The sequence below is a fragment of the Phytohalomonas tamaricis genome (assembly GCF_003012345.1).
GTDB classification, from domain to species: domain Bacteria; phylum Pseudomonadota; class Gammaproteobacteria; order Pseudomonadales; family Halomonadaceae; genus Phytohalomonas; species Phytohalomonas tamaricis.
Genome location: NZ_PVRV01000019.1, coordinates 430,855 through 456,163 on the forward strand (window position 1 = coordinate 430,855; position 25,309 = coordinate 456,163).

19 protein-coding genes are annotated in these 25,309 nt (G+C 55.6%); 14 read left to right on the plus strand and 5 right to left on the minus strand.

The features are described 5' to 3' along the window. The first annotated feature begins 75 nt into the window (after positions 1-75). The gene (locus C3Z11_RS03965; RefSeq protein ID WP_106476490.1) at positions 76-2,670 is read left to right on the plus strand and encodes a TRAP transporter permease; all 2,595 of its coding nucleotides are present in this window, start codon (positions 76-78) and stop codon (positions 2,668-2,670) included. 55 nt (positions 2,671-2,725) lie between these two features. Here the strand turns inward: C3Z11_RS03965 and C3Z11_RS03970 are convergent, their stop codons facing one another. From C3Z11_RS03970 to C3Z11_RS03985, 4 genes are all read right to left on the minus strand, one after another. Then, positions 2,726-4,426, minus strand: a complete 1,701-nt coding sequence (locus C3Z11_RS03970) for a DUF6056 family protein (RefSeq protein ID WP_158700919.1) — start codon at positions 4,424-4,426, stop codon at positions 2,726-2,728. A 380-nt stretch (positions 4,427-4,806) separates the two neighbouring features. Next, positions 4,807-5,706 carry an alpha/beta fold hydrolase gene (locus C3Z11_RS03975; RefSeq protein ID WP_106476494.1) on the minus strand — a complete coding sequence of 300 codons (900 nt, stop codon included), beginning with the start codon at positions 5,704-5,706 and terminating at the stop codon, positions 4,807-4,809. 205 nt (positions 5,707-5,911) lie between these two features. After that, positions 5,912-6,523 carry a DUF2780 domain-containing protein gene (locus C3Z11_RS03980; RefSeq protein ID WP_158700920.1) on the minus strand — a complete coding sequence of 204 codons (612 nt, stop codon included), beginning with the start codon at positions 6,521-6,523 and terminating at the stop codon, positions 5,912-5,914. Between the two features lie 261 nt (positions 6,524-6,784). Further along, positions 6,785-8,197, minus strand: a complete 1,413-nt coding sequence (locus tag C3Z11_RS03985; RefSeq protein ID WP_106476498.1) for a cytochrome c — start codon at positions 8,195-8,197, stop codon at positions 6,785-6,787. A gap of 263 nt (positions 8,198-8,460) precedes the next feature. On the opposite strand from C3Z11_RS03985, the gene C3Z11_RS03990 reads away from it, so the two are divergent. The 8 genes from C3Z11_RS03990 to C3Z11_RS04030 all read left to right on the plus strand — a co-directional run bounded on the left by C3Z11_RS03990 (position 8,461) and on the right by C3Z11_RS04030 (position 18,870). Beyond that, on the plus strand, positions 8,461-9,651 hold the full coding sequence (locus tag C3Z11_RS03990) for an MFS transporter (RefSeq protein ID WP_262927221.1): 1,191 nt from the start codon (positions 8,461-8,463) through the stop codon (positions 9,649-9,651). Between the two features lie 48 nt (positions 9,652-9,699). Next, positions 9,700-11,703, plus strand: a complete 2,004-nt coding sequence (locus tag C3Z11_RS03995; protein ID WP_106476500.1) for a RecQ family ATP-dependent DNA helicase — start codon at positions 9,700-9,702, stop codon at positions 11,701-11,703. A 3-nt stretch (positions 11,704-11,706) separates the two neighbouring features. Next, complete coding sequence (locus C3Z11_RS04000; RefSeq protein WP_106476502.1) at positions 11,707-12,627, plus strand: histone deacetylase family protein; 921 nt, start codon at positions 11,707-11,709, stop codon at positions 12,625-12,627. A gap of 181 nt (positions 12,628-12,808) precedes the next feature. Continuing rightward, positions 12,809-14,224, plus strand: a complete 1,416-nt coding sequence (locus C3Z11_RS04010) for a hypothetical protein (RefSeq protein WP_158700921.1) — start codon at positions 12,809-12,811, stop codon at positions 14,222-14,224. 186 nt (positions 14,225-14,410) lie between these two features. Then, positions 14,411-15,598 (plus strand): MFS transporter, encoded by a 1,188-nt coding sequence (locus C3Z11_RS04015; protein WP_106476505.1) that lies wholly within the window; start codon positions 14,411-14,413, stop codon positions 15,596-15,598. Between the two features lie 152 nt (positions 15,599-15,750). After that, positions 15,751-17,340, plus strand: coding sequence for an ABC-F family ATPase (locus tag C3Z11_RS04020; protein ID WP_106476507.1), 1,590 nt, complete (start codon positions 15,751-15,753; stop codon positions 17,338-17,340). Positions 17,341-17,543: 203 nt separating this feature from the next. Next, positions 17,544-18,173 carry a LysE family translocator gene (locus C3Z11_RS04025; RefSeq protein WP_106476509.1) on the plus strand — a complete coding sequence of 210 codons (630 nt, stop codon included), beginning with the start codon at positions 17,544-17,546 and terminating at the stop codon, positions 18,171-18,173. Positions 18,174-18,333: 160 nt separating this feature from the next. Then, positions 18,334-18,870 carry an ankyrin repeat domain-containing protein gene (locus C3Z11_RS04030; protein ID WP_106476511.1) on the plus strand — a complete coding sequence of 179 codons (537 nt, stop codon included), beginning with the start codon at positions 18,334-18,336 and terminating at the stop codon, positions 18,868-18,870. Between the two features lie 246 nt (positions 18,871-19,116). Here the strand turns inward: C3Z11_RS04030 and C3Z11_RS04035 are convergent, their stop codons facing one another. Further along, positions 19,117-20,139: a potassium channel family protein gene (locus tag C3Z11_RS04035; protein WP_106476513.1), complete on the minus strand. Its 1,023-nt coding sequence runs from the start codon at positions 20,137-20,139 to the stop codon at positions 19,117-19,119. Between the two features lie 185 nt (positions 20,140-20,324). On the opposite strand from C3Z11_RS04035, the gene C3Z11_RS04040 reads away from it, so the two are divergent. The 5 genes from C3Z11_RS04040 (at position 20,325) to C3Z11_RS04060 (ending at position 25,281) form a co-directional block, all read left to right on the plus strand. Further along, positions 20,325-21,746, plus strand: a complete 1,422-nt coding sequence (locus tag C3Z11_RS04040; protein WP_106476516.1) for an MATE family efflux transporter — start codon at positions 20,325-20,327, stop codon at positions 21,744-21,746. 61 nt (positions 21,747-21,807) lie between these two features. After that, on the plus strand, positions 21,808-22,398 hold the full coding sequence (locus tag C3Z11_RS04045) for a DUF4202 domain-containing protein (protein WP_106476518.1): 591 nt from the start codon (positions 21,808-21,810) through the stop codon (positions 22,396-22,398). A 580-nt stretch (positions 22,399-22,978) separates the two neighbouring features. Then, positions 22,979-23,830, plus strand: a complete 852-nt coding sequence (locus tag C3Z11_RS04050; protein ID WP_106476520.1) for an ATP-grasp fold amidoligase family protein — start codon at positions 22,979-22,981, stop codon at positions 23,828-23,830. 258 nt (positions 23,831-24,088) lie between these two features. Continuing rightward, positions 24,089-24,562 (plus strand): hemerythrin domain-containing protein, encoded by a 474-nt coding sequence (locus C3Z11_RS04055; RefSeq protein WP_262927222.1) that lies wholly within the window; start codon positions 24,089-24,091, stop codon positions 24,560-24,562. 227 nt (positions 24,563-24,789) lie between these two features. After that, entirely contained in the window at positions 24,790-25,281 is a 492-nt protein-coding gene (locus tag C3Z11_RS04060) for a hypothetical protein (protein WP_106476522.1), read from the plus strand. The last annotated feature ends 28 nt before the right edge of the window (positions 25,282-25,309 follow it).

Sequence of the window (25,309 nt, forward strand, 5' to 3'; positions counted from 1 at the left end):
GGCGCCTCTGACATCCAAAGGCGTCGCGTTGTCGATTACGGGTGAGCGCGATCCGTCTGCCCGAGGACTCTCGATATGAATGACACCAACACGTCCAACAACGCCACGCCAAATGCGCAGGATCTCGCTGCCGCGGCCGACACCGGTGGCCGCAAGCTGCATGGTTTTCCGCAGCGATTATTGCTGTGTATTGCCTGTGCCTGGTCACTGTTTCAGTTATGGATTGCCTCGCCGTTGCCTTATATGGCCGGATTTGGCGTATTCAGCGCTACCGAGGCGCGCTCGATTCATCTGGGGTTTGCCCTGTTTTTGGCCTTTCTCGCCTTCCCGGCGATGAAACGCTCCCCCAAGACACGCGTCCCGCTACCGGACTGGGCGCTGGCATTTGTTGCCACTTTTGCAGCGCTTTATCTTTATTTTTTCTACGATCAACTGTCGCAACGTCCCGGCAACCCGATCACTCAGGACGTTATTGTCGGCATTGCCGGCTTGGTCTTGCTGCTTGAAGCGACTCGCCGCGCGCTGGGGCCGCCGTTGACCATTGTTGCGCTGGTGTTTCTCGGCTATTCGCTGGCCGGCCCTTACATGCCGGGCATGCTGGCCCACCGCGGCGTAGGCTTTGAGGCACTGGTCAATCATCAATGGCTGACGACGCAAGGCGTGTTCGGCATCGCACTGGGCGTTTCTACCAGCTTCGTGTTTCTGTTCGTGCTGTTTGGCGCCTTGCTGGAGAAGGCCGGCGCCGGTAACTATTTCATCAAGGTCGCCTTCTCAGCGCTGGGCCATTACCGCGGCGGACCGGCCAAGGCTGCCGTGGTCGCCTCGGGCCTGACCGGGATTATCTCCGGCTCATCCATTGCCAATACCGTGACTACCGGCACCTTTACCATCCCGATGATGAAGCGCGTCGGGTTTTCTGCTGAAAAGGCCGGTGCCGTAGAAGTCTCTTCTTCTGTCAACGGCCAGATCATGCCGCCAGTAATGGGTGCGGCGGCGTTTCTCATGGTCGAGTATGTCGGCATCCCTTATGTGGAAGTCATCAAGCATGCGTTTCTGCCCGCGATGATTTCCTACATCGCACTGCTTTATATCGTTCATCTGGAAGCGATAAAAGCAGGCATGGAGGGGCTTAAAAGCAGCAATCCGCCGCGGCCGCTACTCAACAAACTGCTTGGCTTTTTGACCGGGCTGATCGGCCTGATGGCGCTATCCGCGATCGTCTACTATGGCCTTGGCTGGCTCAAACCGGCGCTGGGCGATTCGGCCACGTGGGTAATCGCGGTACTGCTGATGGTGGTCTATGTCGCGCTGCTCAAGCTCGGTTCACGCTATCCCGAGCTCGAACACGACACCCCTGATACCGACATCACCGTGTTGCCACAGACTCGCCCCACCGTGATGGTCGGATTGCACTATCTGCTGCCGGTAATCGTACTGGTATGGTGCTTGATGATCGAACGCCTGTCGCCGGGACTAGCAGCGTTCTGGGCGACGGTGATGATGATCGTAATCATGGTCACCCAGCACCCGCTGAATGCGCTGTTCCGCGGCCGCTCCAATCTTGGTGCCGACATTGCCGAAGGGTTCAGTGACTTGTGGTGGGGGCTGGTCGACGGCGCACGCAACATGATCGGCATCGGCATCGCTACGGCAACTGCCGGGATCATCGTCGGTGCGGTTTCGCAGACCGGTGTCGGCCTGGTGCTTGCCGATCTGGTCGAGACGCTGTCGATGGGCAATCTACTATTGATGCTGATATTGACCGGCGTGCTGAGCCTGATCCTCGGCATGGGCCTGCCCACCACCGCCAACTACATCGTCGTCTCGGCGCTGCTAGCCCCGGTGATTGTCAGCCTCGGCCAGCAGAACGGCCTGATCGTGCCGCTGATCGCCGTGCACCTGTTCGTGTTTTTCTTCGGCATCATGGCCGATGTGACGCCACCGGTAGGGTTGGCCTCGTTCGCCGCCGCCGCAATTTCCGGCGGTGACCCGATTAAGACCGGCCTACAGGCGTTCTACTACAGCCTGCGTACTGCACTGCTGCCGTTTCTATTCATCTTCAATACTGACCTTTTGCTGATCAACGTCGATCTGTGGCACGGCATAGTCATTTTCATTGTTGCCACCGTAGCGATGCTGATTTTTGCTGCCGCCACCCAAGGCTGGCTGGTAGTGAAGAATCGCTGGTATGAAAGCGTGCTGCTATTGCTGGTTGCCTTCACCCTGTTCCGCCCCGGCTTCTGGCAGGATCAAATCGTCTCGCCGTGGCAGGATATTGCGCCGGCGCAGTTCGAGCAGGCCTACGGCGAGCTGGAAGAAGATGAATCGTTGCGGGTAAGGATCGAAGGGCTTGATGACTACGGTGCGCCGACCAGCTTTGTGATCGACGTGCCGGCGGTTGAGGGCGCGACCGGTGCAGAGCGACTCGACAACCTCGGCCTGATGCTGATGGAACAGGACGACAAGACCATGGTCGACATGGCAACGTACAATAGTCAGGCCAGCAAGCTCGGCTTCGATTTCGACCAGACCATCGTCGCGGTGCGCGCCCCGGCTGAGCGCTGGGCCAAGGAGTGGCTATGGCTGCCGGCGCTGGCACTGTTTGCATTGGTCGTCATGCTTCAGCGACGTCGCCGCGGCAAGATGACCGGGCAACAAAGCCTGGCCTGATCTTTCTTTCACCTCTAACGACCAACGCCCCGCAATAAGCGGGGCGTTGGTCGTTTTATTGGTAACGCTTTACATCAATATCGATCGATCCTATGTCATTTGGATGCTTTATCTGCGCCGTTGTTACAAATGCAAACGTACGGTCGAGCAGATCAACGCTGGGCAACTGTGAATCCACGACATATTCTTCACCCTCTGCGTTATTGAAGGCATAAGCCTCCTCTTCTTCTTTGGCCTCCGGCTCGGCATCCTTTTTATCAATCTTGATAAAATACTGCGCCTCTTCAGGTCCAGGCAGGGAATCATCAAGTTCAAAGACCAACGTCATCGTCCGGCTGGGGTAGACATCGTAATAGGCTCGGGTACATAACGATTCGCTGCGTCCATCAATTTCCACCTTGGTTTGAAAGTCACAAGGATCGGAGATAACCGAATAATCGAAGCCTACATCGAAGCCGGTAATGCGCTCAACGCCATAGTATTTCGCCATATTGGCATCAATAAAATCACCCCAACCGTCCTGTTCCTTTAGTACAGCGCGATTGAAATAGTGCGGAATCTCCACATGGCGCTCTCCGTCCTGTTTCGCCTCGGCAATGACGGTTTTACTGATACGGTCCTGGATATAAAGCGACTGGTAATCGACGTAAATCAGATAATAGGAAAAGGCAAAGATGGGCAGAAGCACAAGGGCAATACTTGCCACGGCAATCAGGCGATAAAGGCGGAGCAGGAAATACAAAGACGCGGTAATAAAGCAGAGCAAAAAAACGAACTGCGCCGTCATTGCCCTTGGCGGTAGCGGAGGCGTTACCAAGGCAATGGCATTGGCGATAAAGAACCCAGCCAACAAAATGGCGGCTACAATATAGGCGCTTTTATGTTCTGACGCGGTATGGCTTCTTCTCTGCACGGCATACAAAAGATAAATAAGCATGGCCGCAAAAAAGACATATAAATTAGCCGCCAACATATCCGGCACGTACTTGATCAAGAACCTCGCCACACGCACTAACAGCCCATGAAGACCATCATGCATATAGCCTGTGCTCGCGGCCCGGACAAAGTTACCAGGCGCCAGCACCAGCAATAACGTACCGATCAGATTAAACGCCAAGCTGCCAAGCAAATAACGAGGCAATGTCCTGTTACGATAAAACGCAGCACCCACAAACATGAGAGTCATGAACAAGACGGCCATGCTTGCGACTTCATTGGACCAGCCGGCGAGAAAAGCGGAACCAAACAGAAGGCTTAACTCGATACCTTTCTTTTCAATGCCATATACGTAAGCACTGATCAATCGACGCAGGTAAAAGACGATAAAGATGACAGGCCAGATATAGTTAGCCGCGCCCACCACCCAGAAAACAGTGTCCTCCATTGAGGGGTGGGATATCCAGAATAGAATAAAAACGACAAACAGAAATAATGCTGTAGTGATATTGCTGACTGAACGATCAAAGGCCTTGGGAATCGCTGCAATATTATAGACAAGCAGCATATTACCGAGAGAACTCAACGTCACGATAACCCAGCGGTTCTGGATTCCCGTCATAAATGACGCAATATAATCAGCGATGAATCGACCGCTCCACATCATGTAGTGGTTGATATGAGATTCAAGCGATAAACCCAGCAAATAATAAGAATAATCATCACCCCGCATCGGAACAAAGCGATAGATATTTAGAAAAAGCAGGAAAATAATGGCCAACATCAATGGCATTATAAATCTATTCAACATCCTGCTCATGCTTCATTCCTCATATAATACTCGTTTTCAATGAATAGTTTTTAAAATGCTATAGCTTTATAGAGCATTCCACTTATAAATAATTAATAGTTCTAAACTAAGTTAATAATCAAAATCAGTTCAAAAAACCTCATAAAATAACGCCGTATCATTATTTGATCGTCGTAATTATTCAGGGCAACAATCCATCTTTTGAAGTGCAGTACATGAGGGGCGTTTGTGCAAGCTATATCAGTGTGGTGATGCTGAGAGGAGGAAACCGATCACAACGCTGCCTTAGCAGAAACCATAGTCATCTCGTTGGCTTAACGGTGGGATATGGCCGGCTCCCGTTGCCGGCCACAGAGGACCTCAGAGGGTATAGGGAGGAGTGACTAGGCTTACGCCTTGTCCCACCATGCAAGGATCGCCTCAGCAACATCATCAGGAAATTCTTCATGCACCGAGAGCCTGCCATGTGGCAGCCTTGCCGTCTCGACATTGGGCAGCTTGGCAAGCATCTCCATCTCGGCACGCGAACGTGGCGGCATGCGCTGAGTCAGGATCATCAGTGTTGGGGTATTGGCCTCTTCCAACGCCGCGACGAATTGAGCACGCTGGGTAAAAGGATCGAGCCCGCCGGTAACAAAGCGCACCGAGGCATGGCGGGCGCCTTTGGCATGAGTCACACGCCGCTTGTCACGCAGCCGCTCACCGGAAAGCCACTGCCCATCCTCATAGACATGTCCAGAGGTCATCCGCCTGATCATCATGTCGCTGATGTTGAGACGGTAAATGAACCGCCCCACCAGCGGCCGGTCAACCAGATAACGCAGATGGCCGAACCACGGCTTGCGCTCGCCGACCGCGGTCGGCAGCGGGCCGCGCCAGGTCGGTGCGATCAGCACTATTCTGGAAGCGCTGCCGGGATTCACCTTCAGATATCTGAGCAGAAGCCCAGCACCGTGGCCTGCCGCAATGATCGCGTCAGGCATGAAGATGACATCGTCGAGCAGAAAGGTCAGAAATTCGGTCAGCACCGCCGCATTCCAGTCGACGAAGGGGCGTGGCCGATCACCGAAACCGGGCCAGTCAATGGTGATTACCTCGAAGCGCTCTGCCAACCGCGCCTGAAGTACATCCAGTTCGTGACGCGTCGAGATGGTAGACAACGCCGGTAGCAGCAGTACGGCTGGCCCTTGGCCCTGACGCGTCATGCCAAGCTCAAGGGTATTGCCCTGCCATTTCCATTCGATGACCTCTTCCTGCGGCTCGCCAGCCTTCACGTCATGCTGTGTCATGTTACCTACTCTTGTCAGAAACGATTCGCACCGATAGCGGTACGTGTACCGTCGGTGTCCTGCCAATAGGAGTGATGTTACGCCAATACAGGCGGTGACATGACCAACCCATGTCACCAATACGCAAGGAAGGGAGCCAACAGAGCGCCGCCAATCATGCTAGCGGCGCTACATGCGCCTCACTGCTGCGAGGCTGGAAAGGAATTTACTCTGTCGCGGACGCCGGAACGGAGCTGCCCCACACGCTGGCCAGTGAACCCAGCAAACCGGAGGAGACACCGTTGCCGCCGAAGTAGTTGAGCATGATCGGTGCAAACTGGGTCATCATCGAGCTATCCATACCCAGCATCTTGAATGCCGAGTTCACCATTGAACTGTCGCCGCTTGTGCTGCTGGAAGATGAGCCTGAGATACGTGACAGCAGTGAACTCGAGCCCGAAACCGCGCTGGCACTCGACAGCAGTCCATCGATGCCAGGCGCCTGATTGGAAAGCTGATTGAACTGAGTATCGCCCAATTGGCTCTTGGCCAGTGCCAGCATCGCGGCGGAGCCGCCGATCGCCTGTTGCTGAGTCACACCGAGCTGATCGCTCAGCGTACTGACCAGGTCAGAAGCCTGCGAGAGATTACCTGCGGTAGTGCCCAACACAGTAGCCTGCTGCGCGGTAGTGGTGGCCTGCGTGCTCTGCTGAGTCTGCTGATTGCCCCCCAGCGCGCTTACCGCTTTATTGACATCGCCGAGGCTAAAAGCCAGTACCGGTGTGGCAGCGATGCTCATGCCGAATGCGGTCGTCATGGCAATAACAATCTTCTTCATGGGTCTATCCTTGAATCCTGATGGGGAGCGGTTAACACTCGCTGGTTGAATCCTTCCATCCCTGAACGCTACGTATCCTGTCGCTGCTTTGCAATGCCTGTGTTGGCACATTGCAAGCGCGTTATCGTTATCACAGTGCCTGCCGCCTTATGCCACAGCATGGCCAGAGACACCATCGCTTTAGATTAGCCAATGCACGATTCTTGATCAGCCAATGCATAGCCTCCAGCACGTTCGCCGCAACTATCCTGGCAAGCGTGTTTAGTGCCGCTTGCGGTATGGCGGCAGTATCCACCAGAAAAAGGTCATCAATAAAAGAAAGCCGATCACACCACAGGCACCGATGATATAAGGCGCATACTTCACCTGTGGCGGCGTCGCACCGCCCTGGCGCAGCTCTGCGACACGCTCGGCATCGACCTCGCCTGCAGCATGGCCGAACTGCGTCATTACATAGTCACCGAGTGTAGCGATCTGCTTATTCGACAGCGTCTCGCCGAAGGCCGGCATATTCATGCCACCATGGGCGTCGCTGATGCCATTGAGCATCACCATGACCAGATTGTCGGTATTGATTCGGCCGAGAATGGTGGTATTGACCAGCCCTGGGATATTGGCTTGTGACCGCCCCGTACCGTCGGTCTGATGGCAGCCGGAGCAGTAAGCGTTGTAAAGCTGTGCGCCATTCATCTCACCCGGATCGGCAGCCGACGCTTCGGCGCCCGATGCTTCGGTGGCCTGAGCGTTATCCTTGGCGGGGGCTCCCCAGGCGTAGGGTGGTTGAGTATCCGCCGCGTTGTGGACCGCCGGTACCTCCTTCAGCCACACCGTGAGAGCATGCAGATCCTGATCGCTGAGATGACTCAAGCTATGTTCCACGACCTCGGCCATCGGGCCTACAGCCTGCGCCTTGCCGGGTGCACTGCCGGTCTTCATGTAGGCGGTGAGCTCGTCGATGCTCCAGCCGCCGATGCCGCTGTTGACATCCGAGGTGATATTGGGCGCATACCATGTGCCAAGGCTATTACCGGCCAAGGCGCGGTCTCGCTTCTCGCCCATCAGCAGATTACGCGGCGTGTGGCATGTGCCGCAGTGGCCCAGCGCCTCGGCGAGATAGGCGCCACGATTGTACTCGGCACTTTTCGCAGGGTCAGGCGTGAACGGCTCGGTATCGAGAAACAGGCGGTTCCACAACGCCATCAGCTTGCGATGATTGAATGGAGCCGGCAGCTCAGTCACCGGCGCCGGCTCGTCGACCGGCTCGACCGCATTCATGAAGTAAGCGTAAAGCGCGGCGATATCGTCATCGCTTAGCTTGGCATAGGCTGGATAGGGCATCGCCGGATAGAGATAGATGCCAAAGGGCTTACGTCCCTCGCGCACCGCCTGGGCGAATTGCTCAAGAGTGTAGTCGCCAATACCGTCCTGCCACGACGGCGTGATATTAGTGGAGTAAATCTTGCCAATCGGTGTGGCGATCTCCAGTCCCCCGGCGAATGGCTTACCGTCAGGCGCCGTATGGCAGGCCATGCAGTCACCGGCGCGGGCCAGATATTCACCTCGCTGGATCAGTTCAGCCTCGCTATCGGTATTGCCATACGCCAGCGTGGTCATGCCCAACGCCAGGCATATCAGCGCGTAACGCCCTTTGCGTAGTGCTTGGGTCCAGCTCATCCTTGTCATCTCATCCGTTGATGGCAATCGTCGTTTCAGGCGTGAGCGCTCTGGTCTCAAGCGCTCGGGATACGCATATTAAGTTGCACTTCAGTCAGCAGCAAATCATCCTGCTGAAAGTCGCAAGAGTGCGGGCTCACTAATCTTCCCCACGACAGGGCAAGCATTGCGCTAGTCTAAGCCCTGTCTGAACACTAAAAATCGGCGAGCGATGATCAGGCAGGGCCTGGAGCGCTCGCTCAATAGATAAGGGTGAAGAAGCTGTGACAGACCGCAACGCCCGCGATACGCGCCTTCCCTTTCTGCTGGTGGCCTTCGCCTTTCTGATCGCGATGCTCGGCACCACGCTGCCGACCCCGCTTTATCCCCTCTATCAGCAGCGCCTCGGCCTCTCCGAACTAATGATCACCGTGATCTTCGCCGCCTATGCGGTCGGCGTGATCGGGGCGTTGCTGACAGTGGGCAGCTGGTCCGATCAGCTCGGGCGCAAACGCATGCTGCTCGCCGGGCTGGCACTTTCCGCCGCCAGCGCCGCGGTGTTCCTGACCAGCCACAGCCTGACGACGCTGCTACTCGGCCGCGTGCTATCGGGACTTTCGGCCGGCATTTTTACTGGTACCGCCACGGTCGCCGTGGTCGAGCTCGCACCCAAGGCGTGGCAAGGTGTGGCAACGCTGATCGCCACCGCAGTCAACATGGTCGGCTTAGGCCTCGGGCCGCTCACCGCCGGCGTGTTGGCCGAATACGCGCCATGGCCGGTGCGACTACCCTTCGCCGTCGATCTGGCCTTGATTGCCGCCGCCGCGCTGGGAGTCTGGTTCGCCCCCGAGACAGTCGAGCGTCCCGACAAGCCGCGGCTGCGATTGCAGCGGCTAAGTGTGCCGTCCGAGGTGCGTGGCGTATTCATCCCGGCAGCGATTGCCGGTTTTGCCGGCTTCGCCGTACTCGGCTTTTTCACCGCCACCGCACCAGCCTTTGTCGGCCGTGTACTCAATCATGCCAACAGCGCACTGATCGGGCTGGTGGTACTGATCCTGTTTGTGGCCTCGGCGCTGGGTCAACGTATTCAGTCCTCACTCGGCGAGCGCAGGCGCATGCCGCTGGGCTGCGCGGCGCTGGCCGCAGGCGTAGCGCTGATCGGGGTCAGCATCATGCTGGCCTCGCTGCCGTTGTTGATGCTCGGTGCGGTCATTGCCGGTCTGGGTAAAGGCGTGACCTTCCGCGCAGGAATGGGCGCGATCACGACAGCGAGCCCGGCAGAGCGGCGCGCCGAAGTCGCCTCGACCTTCTTCGTCGTGCTCTATGTCGCCATCTCGCTGCCGGTGGTGGGGATCGGCGTTGCCGCCGACCTGATCGGGCTGCGCAGCGCTGGCATGATATTCGCCGCGCTGGTCGCCGTGCTAGCGCTGGTCGCCCTAGGGCTTTTGCGCCGCCGCCAGGGCAAGGCATCATAGTGCCCATGTTCTCTTCTCAATTTCGATATCAGGCCACTGTATAGCCCTATGCCCAGCGACGCCCTCCATGCTCTCTATCCCACGCTCAAACGCGTTTTCGGCTACGACCAACTGCGCCCCGGCCAACAAGAGGTCATCTCGGCAATAGTTGAGGGCCGTTCAGCGGCGGCAATCTTCCCTACCGGCTCGGGCAAGTCGCTGTGCTACCAGCTGCCAGCGCTGCTCTTGCCCCACCTCACCCTGGTGATCTCGCCACTGTTGGCGCTGATGCAGGATCAACTTTCATTTCTAAAACGCCGTGGCGTAGCCGCTGCTAGCATCGATTCAGCGCAGAGCCGCGAAGACGCCAGCGCCGTCATGGCAGGGGTACGGCGCGGTGAGATCAAGGTACTGATGATTTCGGTCGAGCGGCTCAAGAACGAGCGCTTTCGCCAGTTCATCGCCCAGGTGCCGATCTCGCTGCTGGTGGTCGACGAGGCGCACTGCATCTCGGAGTGGGGCCATAACTTCCGCCCCGACTATCTCAAGCTGCCGGACTATCAGCGTCAGTTTTCGATCCCGCAGGTGCTGTTGCTGACCGCTACCGCCACGCCGCAGGTCATCAAGGACATGCAGGCGCGCTTCGCCATCGCCGCTGACGACGTGATTGCTACCGGCTTCTATCGCCCTAACCTCAATCTACTGATCGAGCCGGTGGCGAGTGAAGAGAAGGAGCAGCGGTTGGTCGAATGGCTTACCCCTCGCCTGCAGACGGGCAATGAACAGCCGAGCATCGTCTACGTCACTCAGCAACAGAGTGCCGAGCAGCTCGCCGCCGTGCTCAGCCGCCGCGGGCTCAACGTCTGCGCCTATCACGCCGGGCTGCCTTCCGAGCGCCGCGAAGAAATCCAGCGTCAGTTCATGGCCAGCGAGGTTGCCTGTATTGTCGCCACCATCGCCTTTGGTATGGGTATCGACAAGGCCGACATTCGCAACGTGGTGCATTTCGACCTACCCAAATCGGTCGAGAACTATAGCCAAGAGATCGGCCGCGCCGGGCGCGACGGCAAGCCTTCCGACTGCCTGGTGCTGGCCAACCGCGACGCCTTGAACGTGCTCGAGAACTTCGTCTACGGCGACACGCCGGAGCGCGACGGCATCCGGCGCGTACTCGAAGAGATCGCCGGGGTACAAAACGGCGGCAGCGAGCGGCGCTGGGAGCTGATGCTCAACGCGCTGTCCCAGTCCAGCAACATCCGCCCGCTGCCGCTCAAGACGCTGCTGGTCCAGCTCGAGCTGCGCGGCGTGATCGCGCCGCGCTTTTCCTACTTCGCCGAGTACCGCTTCAAGTACCTGCGTGAACCCGAGGCGCTGATAGCGACGTTTGAGGGCGAGCGCCAACGCTTCGTGCAGTTGATCGTTGACAATGCCAATCGCGCCAGGACGTGGTGCTCGCTCGACTTTGATGTTATCTATCGGCGCGGCGGTGAACTGGACATCAATGCCGAGCGTAGCCGTGTGGTCAGCGCGCTGGAGTACTTCAACGATCAGGGTTGGATTGTGCTCGAAAGCAAGCAGATGACCGAAGTCTATGCGGTCATGGATGCACCGCTCGACGTTGCCGCGTTGAGTGATGAGCTGCATGGCTACTTCAAATCGAAGGAAGAAAGCGAGATTGCCCGGCTCAACGCCATGCTGGCGCTGTTCGAGAGCGACACCTGCCTGAGCCGGCGCCTGGCGTGTTATTTCGGCGACGAGCGAGCACCCGAGCGCTGCGGTCACTGCTCGGTATGCCTGGGGCATGTTGCTCGGCTGCCGCCGCCTGCGCCGTTGCCAACGCTTGAGAACCAGCCATTCGCCGCGCTCTGCAGTGAGATGATTACGCGCTACCAGACGTCATCCGAGGGCCAGCCACCCAGTATCGAGCTCTTGACACGCTTTCTGTGCGGCATCACTACGCCGCTATTTACCCGCCTCAAGGCACGTCAGCTTGAAGGGTTTGGCAAGCTCGAAGCCTACCCCTACGCCGAGGTGCGACAGTGGGTCACGGCTCATCTGGCGGGCCAGTTCTAAACAATGCGCCTGCCGCTCGTTTATCATCCCGGCTACACCATCGCCTGGCCCGAGACACATCCGTTCCCGATGGCCAAGTTCCGCGCGCTGCGTGAGCGTCTCACCACGCTCGGCTTCGATGATGATCCAGCGATCACGTGGCTAACACCGCCCCCGGCGACCAGTGCGCAACTGCTGCGTGTGCATAGTCATGACTATTTGCAAACGTTCTATCTCGGCGACAGCGACCCCAAGGCGCGAAAGCGCAGCGGCTTTCCGTGGTCACCGGCACTGGTCGAGCGCACATTGCGGGAGGTGGGCGGCACGCTGCTGACGGTGGAGATGGCATTGGAAACGGGGCTGGCCTGCAATATGGCCGGCGGTACCCATCACGCTTTTGCCAACGGAGCGAGCGGCTATTGCCTGTTGAATGATGTAGCGGTCGCCGCCCGCGAAGCGCTAGCGCAGGGTTGGGTGAAGCGTGTAATGATCGTCGATCTTGACGTTCATCAAGGCGACGGCACGGCTTCGATCTTTCAAAATGATCCAGCGGTTTTCACCTTCTCAGTTCACGGCGCGGAGAACTTTCCCTTCACCAAGCAGCAAAGCGATCTCGATATTGCTCTGCCGCGCGGCATCGATGATGACGCCTATCTCGTGGTGCTAAAGACTCATCTGCCTCGGCTGCTCAACGCGTTCCGCCCTGAGCTGGTGATTTATGATGCTGGTGCCGACGTTCATGCCGGCGACCGGCTCGGCCATCTCGAGCTCAGTGATGAAGGCATCTACAAGCGCGACCGTTATGTCATTAACACTTGCCGCACCGCGGGCGTCTCCACTGCCTGCGTGATCGGCGGCGGCTATGACCGCAATCTCTCTGCACTGGCTGGCCGTCACGCTTGGCTGTTCCAGGCAGCGCGGGATGCACAGCAGGCTGTCACCTAGAGAATTAGCCCCATACGTTGATTAAATTTTTTAACACCGTATAAGAAAGACTCAACCTGATTTAATTAATGATTACTAATTAAACAAGAATGGATTTATAGTCTGCTCGCCAGCGCCAGATGCGCGCTGTATCGCGACAAAAAAAGACACAATCGAAGCAACCCAGACAGGAGTCAGGGTCATGGCGAAAAAAACGAGTAACGGTCAAAATATCTCTGCTTATCTTCATGATTCAGAATCTGAATATCAGCAGTTCCCAGGCAACAGTCAGACCGGTCTGCAGCGAGCGCAGCTAGCTATTCAGCTTGCCAACGAAAGACAGGCGCAAAACGACCAGCCTGATATCCCGGGCACACCGGAAATTCCTGACACCCCTGAAGTACCCGAGACACCTGCCGAGCCTGAACCTGCCGGTAATGACATCGTCAAGATGGGCGGCTTGCACTATGTCTACGAAGGCAATATCGACAGCGTTGATAACGGCTCATTTTACCTCAGCGATACCACTACCTGGGATCAGGCCGCGTCGAATTTACAAACCTATGTTTTTCTGGCCAAGATCGATACTGACCTGAGCTGCACCAAACAGGTATTGATCAATAGTGATGATGAGTTAAGCCAGGCGAGTTTTGGCGATGCAGCCGATGGCGGTGTAGCAGTCATTCACGATAGGCATCAGCTGACACTGCTGGATAGCGATCTGGACCTGAGCTACTCATTTGATAGTGGCTATTATACGACGCTAACCGCTACCGATGCCGGCAGTAACGATAGAACCATAGTGGTTGGCCAAGCCAATGGTGGCGGGGTTTATGCGGCTTCGATCAATGGTGACGGCAGTATACATGCCGAATCCACTTTCACGTTCAGCGACCCTGATAACAGCGGCTACAGTACGTCACTTTCCGACGTCCTCGTGCTTTCTGATAACAGCATACTGGCCTGGAACGATGACCAGCTCTACAAGTTCGACGAAGACCTGACGCTGCAAAAAGCGCTCGATTTCGATACCTCTCTGGAAAACATCGTCGAGCGGCCGGACGGTAGCCTGCTGGTGCTAGACGACACCATGCAGGATGTCTTCAGGCTCGATAGCAACCTGGACGTCACCGATGCCTGGTATGGCGAGCGTAATTTTGGCCCCGGCCAGTTCAATATTTTCCCCGGCAACGCCGATTTCAGTGATGGCGAGCTTGTCATTAGTGCAGGCCGTTCCTATCAGTCCGACTACTCGCTGCTGACCTTTGACCTGGATGACTTCTCCCAAAATGGCGGAGATATCCAATCCAGTGATGCGAAGGCCATTGACTCGACCTTTATAAGCGCTACCAAGGCATTAGGTGGGCGCAGCCTCTCATTTGATCGGTCTGAAGAGACGCTTTATGTCACCGATTCTCGCGATGACGACGCTTTCAGTTCATCACGAGGCAGCATTGAGGCCAGCGACTTCACTTACACCATGATGGCGCTTGATGAAACGGATGATGCTTATCCTGGCGTGCAGGCCATAGAGTGGAGCGCCGACACGGTTAGTCTTCTAGGAATAAGCGAAGATACCGTGACTCATGTTACCGGGGGTTTGACGCTTAGCGCTTGATAGCTCACCAAGAACTATCGCACCCAGCGATTCTGATGACGGCGAGAAGTTATTCTCGCCGTCATATTGCTGGTGTAAGGACTCTTTTCTGAGCGCTTCCCCACCCCATATCAACGCCAAGGCTTTCCATTCTCGATTAACCTCGCTAGCCTAACCATTCCCTATTTTGCTCTACGCGAGCCATTCATGCCTTCAGATGTGTCTTCCGCTTCATCTGTAACCGGTACCAATCTCAAGATCGTCTCGGTCATCAGCTCCACGTTTATCAGTTATCTATGCATTGGTATGGCCCTGACCGTGCTACCTGCTTACGTACACGGACAGCTAGGCTTCGATGCCGTGATTGTTGGCGTTACCATCAGCCTGCAGTTCGTCGCCACGCTGTTATCACGACCCTTTGTTGGCCCGGTCACCGACCGCGTCGGCGCCAAGCAGGTCGTTATTACCGGATTGGGTGGCTGCCTGCTAAGCGGACTTCTGGTGCTGCTCTCGGTGATAATGCAAGGCATGCCCATCTTCAGTCTGGCCATATTACTGCTGAGCCGGGCGGTACTGGGGCTATCACAAGGTATGATCGGCACCGGCTCACTGAGCTGGGGGATTGGTATCGTCGGCTCTGATCTGACCAGCAAGGTCATTTCATGGAATGGCATTGCCGGTTACGGCGCTCTCGCCATCGGCGCTCCGCTCGGTGCGGCGCTGATGGAGACATCAGGGTTATGGAGTATCGGCCCGACAATGGCCGTGGCGGCCGCTATCGGCGTCATTCTGTCGTGGCGGCGCGAGGCATCACCGGTGATTGCTGGCAAGCGCATGCCGTTTTACCAAGTCTTCGCCCGCATCAGTCCGTTCGGACTGGGATTGGGCCTGAGCTCGGTCGGCTTCGGCGTTATCGCCACCTTTATCACCCTTTACTACGCTAGCCAGCATTGGCCCAATGCTGCCTGGTGCCTGACCCTGTTCGGCGCTGCCTATATCTGCGCACGCCTGTTTTTCGCCGGCACGATCGATCGCTTTGGCGGTTATCAGGTCGCTATCGTGTGTCTGCTGGTCGAGTCGCTTGGCCTTGCACTGCTATGGCTGGCCTCCACACCGCTGATCGCCTTGCTCGGCGCAGGTCTGGCGGGCTTCGGTTTATCACTGGTCTATCCCGCGCTGGGGGTTGAAGCGGTGGCGAAAATTTCATCGTCCAGCCGCAGCGCTGCGCTTGGCGCTTATTCACTGTTTCTCGATCTCGCCATAGGCGTGACTGGCCCGCTGGCGGGCTGGATCGCGGGCCGCTTCGATTATTCTGCCATCTATCTCTGCGCCGCCCTGGCCGCGTTATTCGGCGGGATATTGACCATACGCCTGTTTCTACACGCCCGGCAGTGATCAATTCTCGCTGACGCGCTCGCTTGCACAGCGTATAATATGCGCCTTTTCGATATTTGCCCGTCGAGCGTCTGTCCCAAACGCCACGCTAATCATCGTCATCCCTATATTCTTATTCTTCCGCACCCTTTCTGGTGCACAAAGGTTCAGTCGTGATCGCTACTGCTAATATCACCATGCAATTTGGGGCCAAGCCCCTGTTCGAAAACGTGTCCGTCAAGTTCGGCAACGGTAACCGCTACGGTTTGATCGGTGCCAATGGCAGCGGCAAGTCAACTTTCATGAAGATTCTTGGCGGCGACCTTGAGCCCTCCGGCGGCCAGGTGATGATCGAGCAGAACATTCGCCTGGGTAAGCTGCGTCAAGATCAGTTCGCCTATGAGAATGAACGCGTCATCGATACGGTCATCATGGGTCACGCCGAACTGTGGCGCGTGGCTGCCGAGCGTGAGCGTATCTATGCCCAGGCCGAGATGAGCGAAGAGGACGGCATGGCCGTCGCCGAACTCGAAACCCAGTTTGCCGAGATGGATGGCTATACCGCCGAATCGCGCGCGGGTGAACTGTTGCTCGGGCTGGGCATTCCGCTCGAACAGCATTTCGGCCCCATGAGCGCCGTTTCCCCCGGCTGGAAGCTGCGCGTCCTGCTCGCCCAGGCATTGTTCGCCGACCCTGACGTGCTGCTGCTCGACGAACCGACCAACCATTTGGACATTAATACGATCCGCTGGCTGGAAGATGTGATCAAGGCGCGCAATTCGACCATGATCATCATTTCGCACGACCGTCACTTCCTGAATAGTGTCTGCACTCACATGGCGGATCTTGATTATGGCGAGCTCAGGCTGTTCCCCGGCACGTACGATGAGTACATGATCGCCGCCACGCAGGCGCGCGAGCGCCTGCATGCCGACAATGCCAAGAAGAAAGCCGAGATCGCCGAGCTGCAGACGTTTGTCAGCCGCTTCTCGGCCAATGCCTCCAAGGCCAAGCAGGCGACTTCACGTCAGCGCAAGATCGATAAGATCCAGCTCGAAGAGGTCAAGCCATCAAGCCGCATCAGTCCGTTCATCCGCTTCGAACAGAACAAGAAAATCCCCCGTCATACGTTGACGGTGGACAATATCGCCAAAGCGTATGATGACAATACTCTGTTTGAACGCTTTGGCATGCAGGTCGAAGCGGGCGAGCGCATCGCGATCATTGGCCCCAACGGGATCGGCAAGACTACGTTGCTTAACTGTCTGGTCGGCACTCTGGCACCAGACAGCGGCGAGGTGAAATGGACCGACAGCGCCGAGGTCGGCTATTTCGCCCAGGACCATGCCGATGATTTTGCCAACGGTGAGACATTGTTCGAGTGGATGGGGCAGTGGACGACCGGCGGAGAACAGGCGGTGCGTTCTGCACTCGGTCGCATGCTGTTTTCCAATGATGATATCGGCAAGTCGGTCAAGGTCATCTCCGGTGGCGAGCAAGGCCGCATGCTGTTCGGCAAGCTGGCGCTGCAAAAGCCCAACGTGCTGGTCATGGACGAACCGACCAACCACCTCGACATGGAATCGATCGAGGCGTTGAACCTCGCGTTGGATAACTATCCTGGCACACTGATTTTCGTCAGCCACGACCGTGAGTTCGTGGGCTCACTGGCGACTCGTATCATCGAGATGAAAGAGGACGGTATCGTCGATTTCAGTGGCAATTATGACGACTACCTGAGAAGTCAGGGCATTTATGGCTAACGCTTGGCGCTTATCTTGTCGATAGTTCGAAGCCGCGCTCAGCGCGGCTTTTGTATTTTCTATCTCAGGGGGTACGCTCTAGAGTATGGAGATAGGCTGGCGAATGACCAGCGCCGTTGCGCTTGATCTGACTTCTCATTAAACCGCGCATTTCCGTCAGGCGGGTTGACGCTCTATAACCGTTAGTGGAACAAGGATGACTCATGCTCGGTATTATCGATCTCCCAGTTTTCCTGCTTACGGCGCTGACCATCAGCCTCCTGCCTGGCCCGGATATGCTTTATATCGCCACCCGGAGCATGGCTCAGGGTCGCAAGGCCGGTATTGTCTCCGTCCTGGGCATTAGTACAGGCTCGATGTGCCATGCCACTGCGGCGGCGCTCGGGCTGTCGGCTATTCTCGCCACCTCAGCGATCGCATTCACCACAGTTAAATGGCTGGGCGCAGCTTATTTACTGCTCATGGGGCTGCGGCTCTTGTTTCAGAGAAGCCCGGCATCGTCACCATCAGCGCTCAGCGTCGTGTCACTGAACCAGGTCTATTGGCAAGGCATGTTGACTAACCTGCTCAATCCCAAGGTCGCACTATTCTATCTGGCTCTGCTGCCCCAGTTCGTCGATCCTGCTGCACCCTATCACACCGCTGCCTTGCTCTTGCTTGGAGGCCTATTCATTGCGATGGGCACCTTGTGGTGCTTGATGGTGGCCATTTTTGCTGCCGCTATTTCATCTACTTTCCGCCGCACATCTCTCTCACAGGGCCTTATGCAACGTATATCCGGTGTATTATTCATGATGCTTGGCATCAAACTGGCATTGGAGAAGCCAGTATGAAGGTGAACGCTTGCCAACCCGGGTGATGACAACAGCTCACCTAGCTAATCGCCTATCCGCTAGATTGAAAATCGCAAACTGACTTTGTGCTTCGGCTGTGCGACTGTATCGCTACAGGCTTATGCATACGCTGTTAACAATGACCGTGAGGGAGAATTCAATGGCAGAGCACCCCAACGATGCACAGACGGGCACGCCGGAGCTGGATGATGAAATCATCAACTTCGCAGCCAAGGTCTTCAACTGCGCTCGCAGTGGCGATAGCGCTCAGCTCAAGGAATGGCTTGAGCAGGGTCTTCCGCCCAATCTGCGTAATGACAAGGGTGACAGCGTGCTGATGCTGGCCAGCTATCACGGCCATCATGAGGCCACACGTGTGCTGCTGGAGCACAGCGCCGACCCCAATACCCACAATGATAATGGCCAGAGCCCGCTTGCCGGTGCCGCTTACAAAGGCGATCTGGAGATGGTGAAGCTGCTGGTGACAAAAGGCGCCGACGTCAATGCAGCAGCCCCGGACGGCAGGACGGCGCTGATGTTCGCCGCGATGTTCAATCATACCGAGATCGTCGATTATTTACTGGCCAATGGCGCTGACCGCCATGCTACGGGGTCGCGTGGCATGACAGCACAACAGCTCGCCGCCGCTATGGGTGCCATGGACACTGCGGCCCAGCTAAGCGCACTGGATGAATAACACTGGGCGCGTGTCTGGCTGACGTAACTGCTTAAAAACGTGCATATGTGATTCGCATGCCCGCCCGCGCTGGCGGGCGGCGTGCTGCAGTGGCCATCAGCGTGCGCAGGCTTTGCCTGTAAAGCCAGGAGACGTTACTGGCGCTCATAGTCCTGTTGGGAATACGACCGCGCCTGCTCTAAACACCCTGAGCCCACCGTTTCTGCACCTGGTACAGAAACAGTGCCAGGCTCCAAAGCGTCGCGCCTAGTTATTTTTCTTATCGTGCGACCAGAGACATGACCACTCCCAGCCATCCTTTTCCACATAAGCCTTGAGCAACCGCTGCCGATCCAGACTTTGCAGATAACTCGCAATGGCGGTAGGCGACTCATGGCAGAAGGGTAGTTGCTTGTAGTGTTCGAGGTCGGGGATTTCAGGCGCTTGAGGAGAGGGATAAACGAAAGCGTTTTTCAAAGTATCTTGGAATTTTGTCAGTGTTTTTTGGCTAACCTGCAGTTGCGTACGGGATGTCGATGGCATATTCGGGCAGGCAAAGAGCGCTATCGTCAATGCCTGGTCCAGCTTGGCCAGAGCAAGGGGCAATACGCTGTCTTCTTCAGCGCTGTGATAATAATGCAAGAGCGGATAGGCCAGATGCTTCTGCGCCAAGCCAAGCAAAGTCAAATTCAAAGACTGCATCTGCTGGGCAAGGCTTTCAAAACTTCCCCCGTCAGCGTTCACCTCGATAATACGATAAGGCGTTTCACCCATGGCATTGATTGCCTGAGCCATCTGACGCGTCTCAGAAGCTGCCGAGACGACGGAAAGGATGTAGGTAACCGACAGGGTCAGGACAAAAAATCCATTAATGGCAGCAACGATGGCCAGTAGCTGCCACAGCGCGGCGCCGGGGGCAAAATCGCCGTAGCCCAATGTGGTAATCGTGTAGCCGACGAAGTAAGCGCGCTCGACCAGGGTGGCACTTACCGAGGTAGTGGAGTTCACCACCGCATCAGATGCGCTACAGAATAGTAAGAACCAGCCCAGCCACTCCATGGCGATCCAGCACAACAGTAACAGCAACGTAATGCCGGGGCCCGCAATCTTGAGCATATTATGATTGCTGCGCAAACGATGGATGCCTAGAAGTAGCGCCCAGACCATTCGCCCCAGCTGCTTGGTTATTGGCCCCGCATTGGACGCCGATAGTGTCGTACGCACGGCGTCGTAGTTGGCAAGCGTTATTATCACTACCCCGATGATGCCTAACAGGGGCTGTCCACTCATGGGTTCGTCTCCCTTGTTTACGGACCTATCCTTGGTTGAGTGCTCTTAAGCGTAGACGACCATGACACGCGTACCTGTCGAGAAACGTGGTAGTGGCGGGAAATCTTGCATAGGCTGGAAGGAAACTGATTTGATTGTTCGTTTCGTCAATTGCCGATGACGTAACGTGTTAAGGAAAACCCGCGTTGAAAAGTTCAGGACGTTCAAACAACCGTTTGCTCGAAGGCCCCATTCTTGGCTCGTTGCTCAAACTCTCCGTACCGATCGTGCTGGCCAATGTGCTTCAATCAGCCTACCAGCTCATCGATGCCTTCTGGGTCGGCCGGCTTGGCGGACACGCTGTAGCCGCCGTATCGGTCAGTTTCCCGATCACGTTTTTGCTGGTCGCACTGGGTTCCGGCTTTGGTGTGGCTGGGTCGACGCTGGTGGCCCAATACATGGGCGCCGGCAATACGGCCATGGTCAATCGCGTAGCCGCGCAGACGCTGCTTATGGTGGCCGCCGTGTCGCTTTTGCTTTCGGCCATTGGCTTCGCGCTGGCGCCTTCTATACTTAATCTGCTCGGTGTCGCCCCGGAAGTGTTCCGCGGTGCGCTGACATTTCTGCGCTTCTCGTTAGCCGCCATGCTCTTCACTTTCGGCTTTGCCATGTTTCAATCATTGATGCGTGGTGTAGGTGAAGTGAAAGTGCCGCTCTACATTGTCGCTGGCACCGTACTGCTCAACCTTGTTCTTGATCCGTTACTGATCTTCGGCCTTGAACTTGGTGTCGGCGGTGCCGCATTGGCGACACTCATCACTCAGGCGCTGGCATTGATTATCGGGTTAAGTCTGTTGTTGAACGGTCGCTGGAAAATAAAACTCTCAGTGTCAGCGTTTAAACCCGACCTGGCTTTCATCCGCCGTGCATTCACGCTCGGCTTTCCCGCGTCAATCGAGATGTCCGCTCGGGCGCTGGGGATGAATGTAATGATTTTTCTGGTCACTAGCTTCGGTACGGTGACGACTGCCGCCTATGGCGTCGGCATCAATGTACTGAGCTTTATCGTCATTCCGGCGCTGGGGCTGTCAATGGCAACGGCGGCGTTGGTCGGCCAGAACATTGGCGCCGGTCAGATGGCACGCGCTGCCCGCATAGCGCGCCTTGCTGCGGCAATCGCCTTTGTCAGCCTCTCGCTCGTAGGTGCTCTGGTATTTACTTTCGCGTCTGAACTGGTGGCCTTCTTCGTGCCTACCGACGATGCCGTCATTGCGACCGGCGCACGCTTTCTGCGCACCGTGTCACTGACGTTCGGCTTTATGGGGCTGCAGATGGCACTGACTGGGGTATTTCGCGCCTCGGGTAATACGCTGGTCGCCATGGTACTGACACTGGTTTCGCAATGGGTGTTGCAGTTCCCGCTCGCTTTCGTACTGTCACGTGACTCGGTGCTCGGCCTTAACGGCCTGTGGTGGGCTTTTCCTGTCACGAATGTCCTGATCGCAGTGGTCACAGTCCTATGGTTCATGAAAGGCGACTGGATGAAACGACACCTAGCTAATGAGAGCGACCCGTTAACCGAGCAGGTGACAGATGAGATGCTGATTGAAGAGCGTACGGCCCGCTAGGCGGTATGCTGGCGACGTGTCACTATAAAAAATAATGTCCAAATTTAGTGGGGAAACCGTGATGTCTATCGAGTCCGCTCGTTTTCAACGTGCCATTGAGCAGTTGGATGCTGCCCATGGCGAAGACCCACGCCGCGAAGAAGTCGAGGGTGTCAGCCAGCCATACGAATTACTCTATGCCCAGCGCATGAGTGCATGGCTGGAGCGTGTCGCACCACAGGCATCCGAAACGCTGCGCCTGGCTGTCCGCGCCCAGCATCTACGCCGCTGGGCACTACCGCGCGATCAGTATCCCATGACACGCCCGGGCTATCATGCCTGGCGCACCGAACTGAAAATTCGCCAGGCCGAACAGGCCAGTACCATTTTGCGTGAGGCCGGCTATGACGAGGCCGAGTGCGAACGAGTTGCTCAGTTGATTCGCAAAGAAAATTTGCGCCGTGACTCTGATGCCCAGGCGCTGGAAGATACGGCATGCCTGGTCTTTCTTCAGTACTACTTTTCAGCGTTTGCGCTAGGCCACGATGAAGAGAAAATATGCGGTATCGTACGTAAGACTTGGAAAAAGATGTCGCCGCATGCCCATGAACTGGCAGCAGAACTTACGTTATCACCCGAGGAGCAAGCACTAGTACAGAAAGCACTGGCTTAAGCCAGCGCACGATTCGACTAGCGCCAAGGCCAGTATCAACGGTCCTGATACGGCTTTGGCTTTGCTCTCCCGCGTAAGTTCTCTTCTCCTGTTTAGGCTTGGTAGCTCTTGCTGGCCTTGCTTCTGCATCCTGCCCCGTTTTTCAACGCTCAGCAGCCCACCGAATGACATTCCCGCCGCAAGAAGGCACTAATTCGATTAGTTTCTACTAAAAATAATTAATCCTGCAAACTAGTTGATTAAAGCTTTACCAACATACCGAAGTTGCAAAACATAAAATTAACTTAAAATGTAACCTTCCCCCCCTACGCCCTCCTCCATTTAGTCACTTCTGCACAATATCCAGCGATAAGTAATGACAATATGAAAATATATTAATATAAAAAGTAACAATCACTCCTATAAATAAAATCATTAACTAATAGGCAATTTCCAGAGCTAGCGCCCTGTTTACCAGAAGTCTTGTCGCAAAAGGGGAAGCACCGTGCCGAACAGGGAATCTAGTGGGGAAGCATTCTCTTTACTAGCGCACTACCGGTCTCCTTCTCATCGTATATCATTTGGCAAAAAGCAAAATTTAATGCACGTAGTACGCAAAAAGATAACGCGGAAAATCCCTGATAAGCTTTGTATTTCGTTTGCCTACTTACGTACATTCGGTAGGCTTCCCAATCTTACCTACCCTAAAACGTTTAACGAGAAGATATGCCGTCGCAGGCTATATCCTGATCCTGTATATTCAATTTTAAGTGACAAGGTCCGAGTCAGAGACTATGTCGAGCTGATGATAGGCAAGAAATACTTGTTGCCGCATTACAACACATGCCGAAACTTGTCAGTAAAGACATATGAGCAGCTGCCTGAAAGCTTCGTCATGAAATGCAACCATGGCTCAGGATATAATCTAATTGTAAAAGACAAATCGAGATATTCTTACGCCACTCTCTTTAATAAAAGCACCGAATGGCTAGCCAGTAATTACTATGCATCCAGCCGAGAGTTACATTACAAAAACATAAAACCTCAACTCATATTTGAGAAACTTTTGCTCGATGAACAGGGGAATGTGCCCAAGGACTATAAGTTCTACTGTTTCAGAAAGCCCGGCGAGACACCTGTCGTCTTTATCGAAGTAACACACGACCGTTTCTCTCATTACAAGGTCGATTATTACGATCAAGATTGGGAGCTGGTCAAGGTGGTCGAGGATCGCTTTACCACTGGCAAGAAAATAGCGAAGCCGGATAATCTTGATGAAGCTATTACACTCGCATTGAAACTCTCCGAAGGATTTTCCTTTGCTCGCGTGGATTTTTACATGCTGCAGAATCATATCTATTTCGGGGAGATTACCTTTACCCCAACCGGGGGGCTCAAGCATTTCAAATCCAGAGCGATCGACAAGCAGTGGGGAGCGCTTTTCGATCGTTAGTTAGTTCCCATGCATTCATTGCAAACAGCTGTGACGGCATTGGCCTGATGACATTAAGTTGACGCTTCGTCTGGTCAGGCTATGTTAAATGAGCGCTATCTCTGTTCCTGACAGACCGAGACGCCCTGAGCTGATCCGAGACAGACGATCATGTGTCTCTCATGCAGCACAGGGTGCGCGTAAGCGAAGCGCGTATTTCAAAATAACGTCAACGTCTGGACATATCCCGTCACTAGCTGATGCAAAAGGAACGCTATCATGCCAATGGATGCCATTGAGCTGCTCAAGGATGATCATGTCAAGCTGCTTGATCTACTCGACCAACTTTCGAAAACAACCGAGCGCGCCAAGAAAACCCGCCCCGAGCTGCTTGAGAAGATCGCACTGGAACTGCACGCCCATACCTTTTTAGAAGAAGAAATTTTCTATCCCGCCTTCAAGGACAGTAACGGTAAGGAAAACGACAAGATGTACTTCGAAGCCAAGGAAGAACATCGTGCTGTCGAAGACCTCATCATTCCCGACCTGAAGAAGACGGACCCGGCCAGCCTGCAGTTTTCCGGCAGGGCTAAGGTACTTAAGGAACTTCTTGAGCACCATATCGAGGAGGAGGAAGAGGAGATGTTCGTCCAGGCCCGCGATACCATGTCCAGCGAGGTGCTAAGCGAACTTGGCGTACAGATGGCCGCCAAGAAAAAAGAATTAATGAAACAAGGGCAATATAAAGCATAGTGCCTGGCGATCGAGCATGCACGCTTCCATTGACGGTGTAATCTTCTCACCGCTTATATAAAGCCAAAAAGCCCACGCCTGCCTGGAGCCATGATTCAGCGCAGGCGATTTCCTTCGTTTATCCCTGATTACCCCCTACTCGTCGCTTGCATCCATGGCAAATAATAGGCCGTGGTGAAGACTACTCTTGGTAGTCTTCATTTTCATAAACGATCTGGAGTAGCGCAATGAATATAGCTGGCTTGCGTACCGTGATGGCTGGATTGCTGGCCGCGACCCTGATAATGCCCGCCTATGCGGGGCCTAGAGATGGCCATGGTGGTCCCCGAGGACCCGACCACTATCAAGGCCCCGGTCCACGCCACGGGCATGGTCTACCCAACTTCGCTCGTGAGCTGTGGATTGGCAGCGCGCTATATTTCATTGCGGCGGGCACCTACTACTTATGGAATGCCAATACACAACGCTATGAAGCAGTGGCCCCTCCACCTGCCGTCCAGCAGAGCGACCCCAACCGCTACGATGTTATAGCCTACCCGGCCCACGGGCAGACCCAGGAGCAGCAGAGCAAGGACCGCTATGAATGTCATTCATGGGCAGTCTCACAGAGCGGCTTTGATCCAGCCAGTGCGCAGCAGGCTCCGGCCGCCACGGTTGCAGATACCTACCGGCGCGCCTTGTCGGCCTGTCTGACCGGACGCGGTTACAGCGTTAATTGACACTCATAAAAGAAGGCGCCCCGAGGCG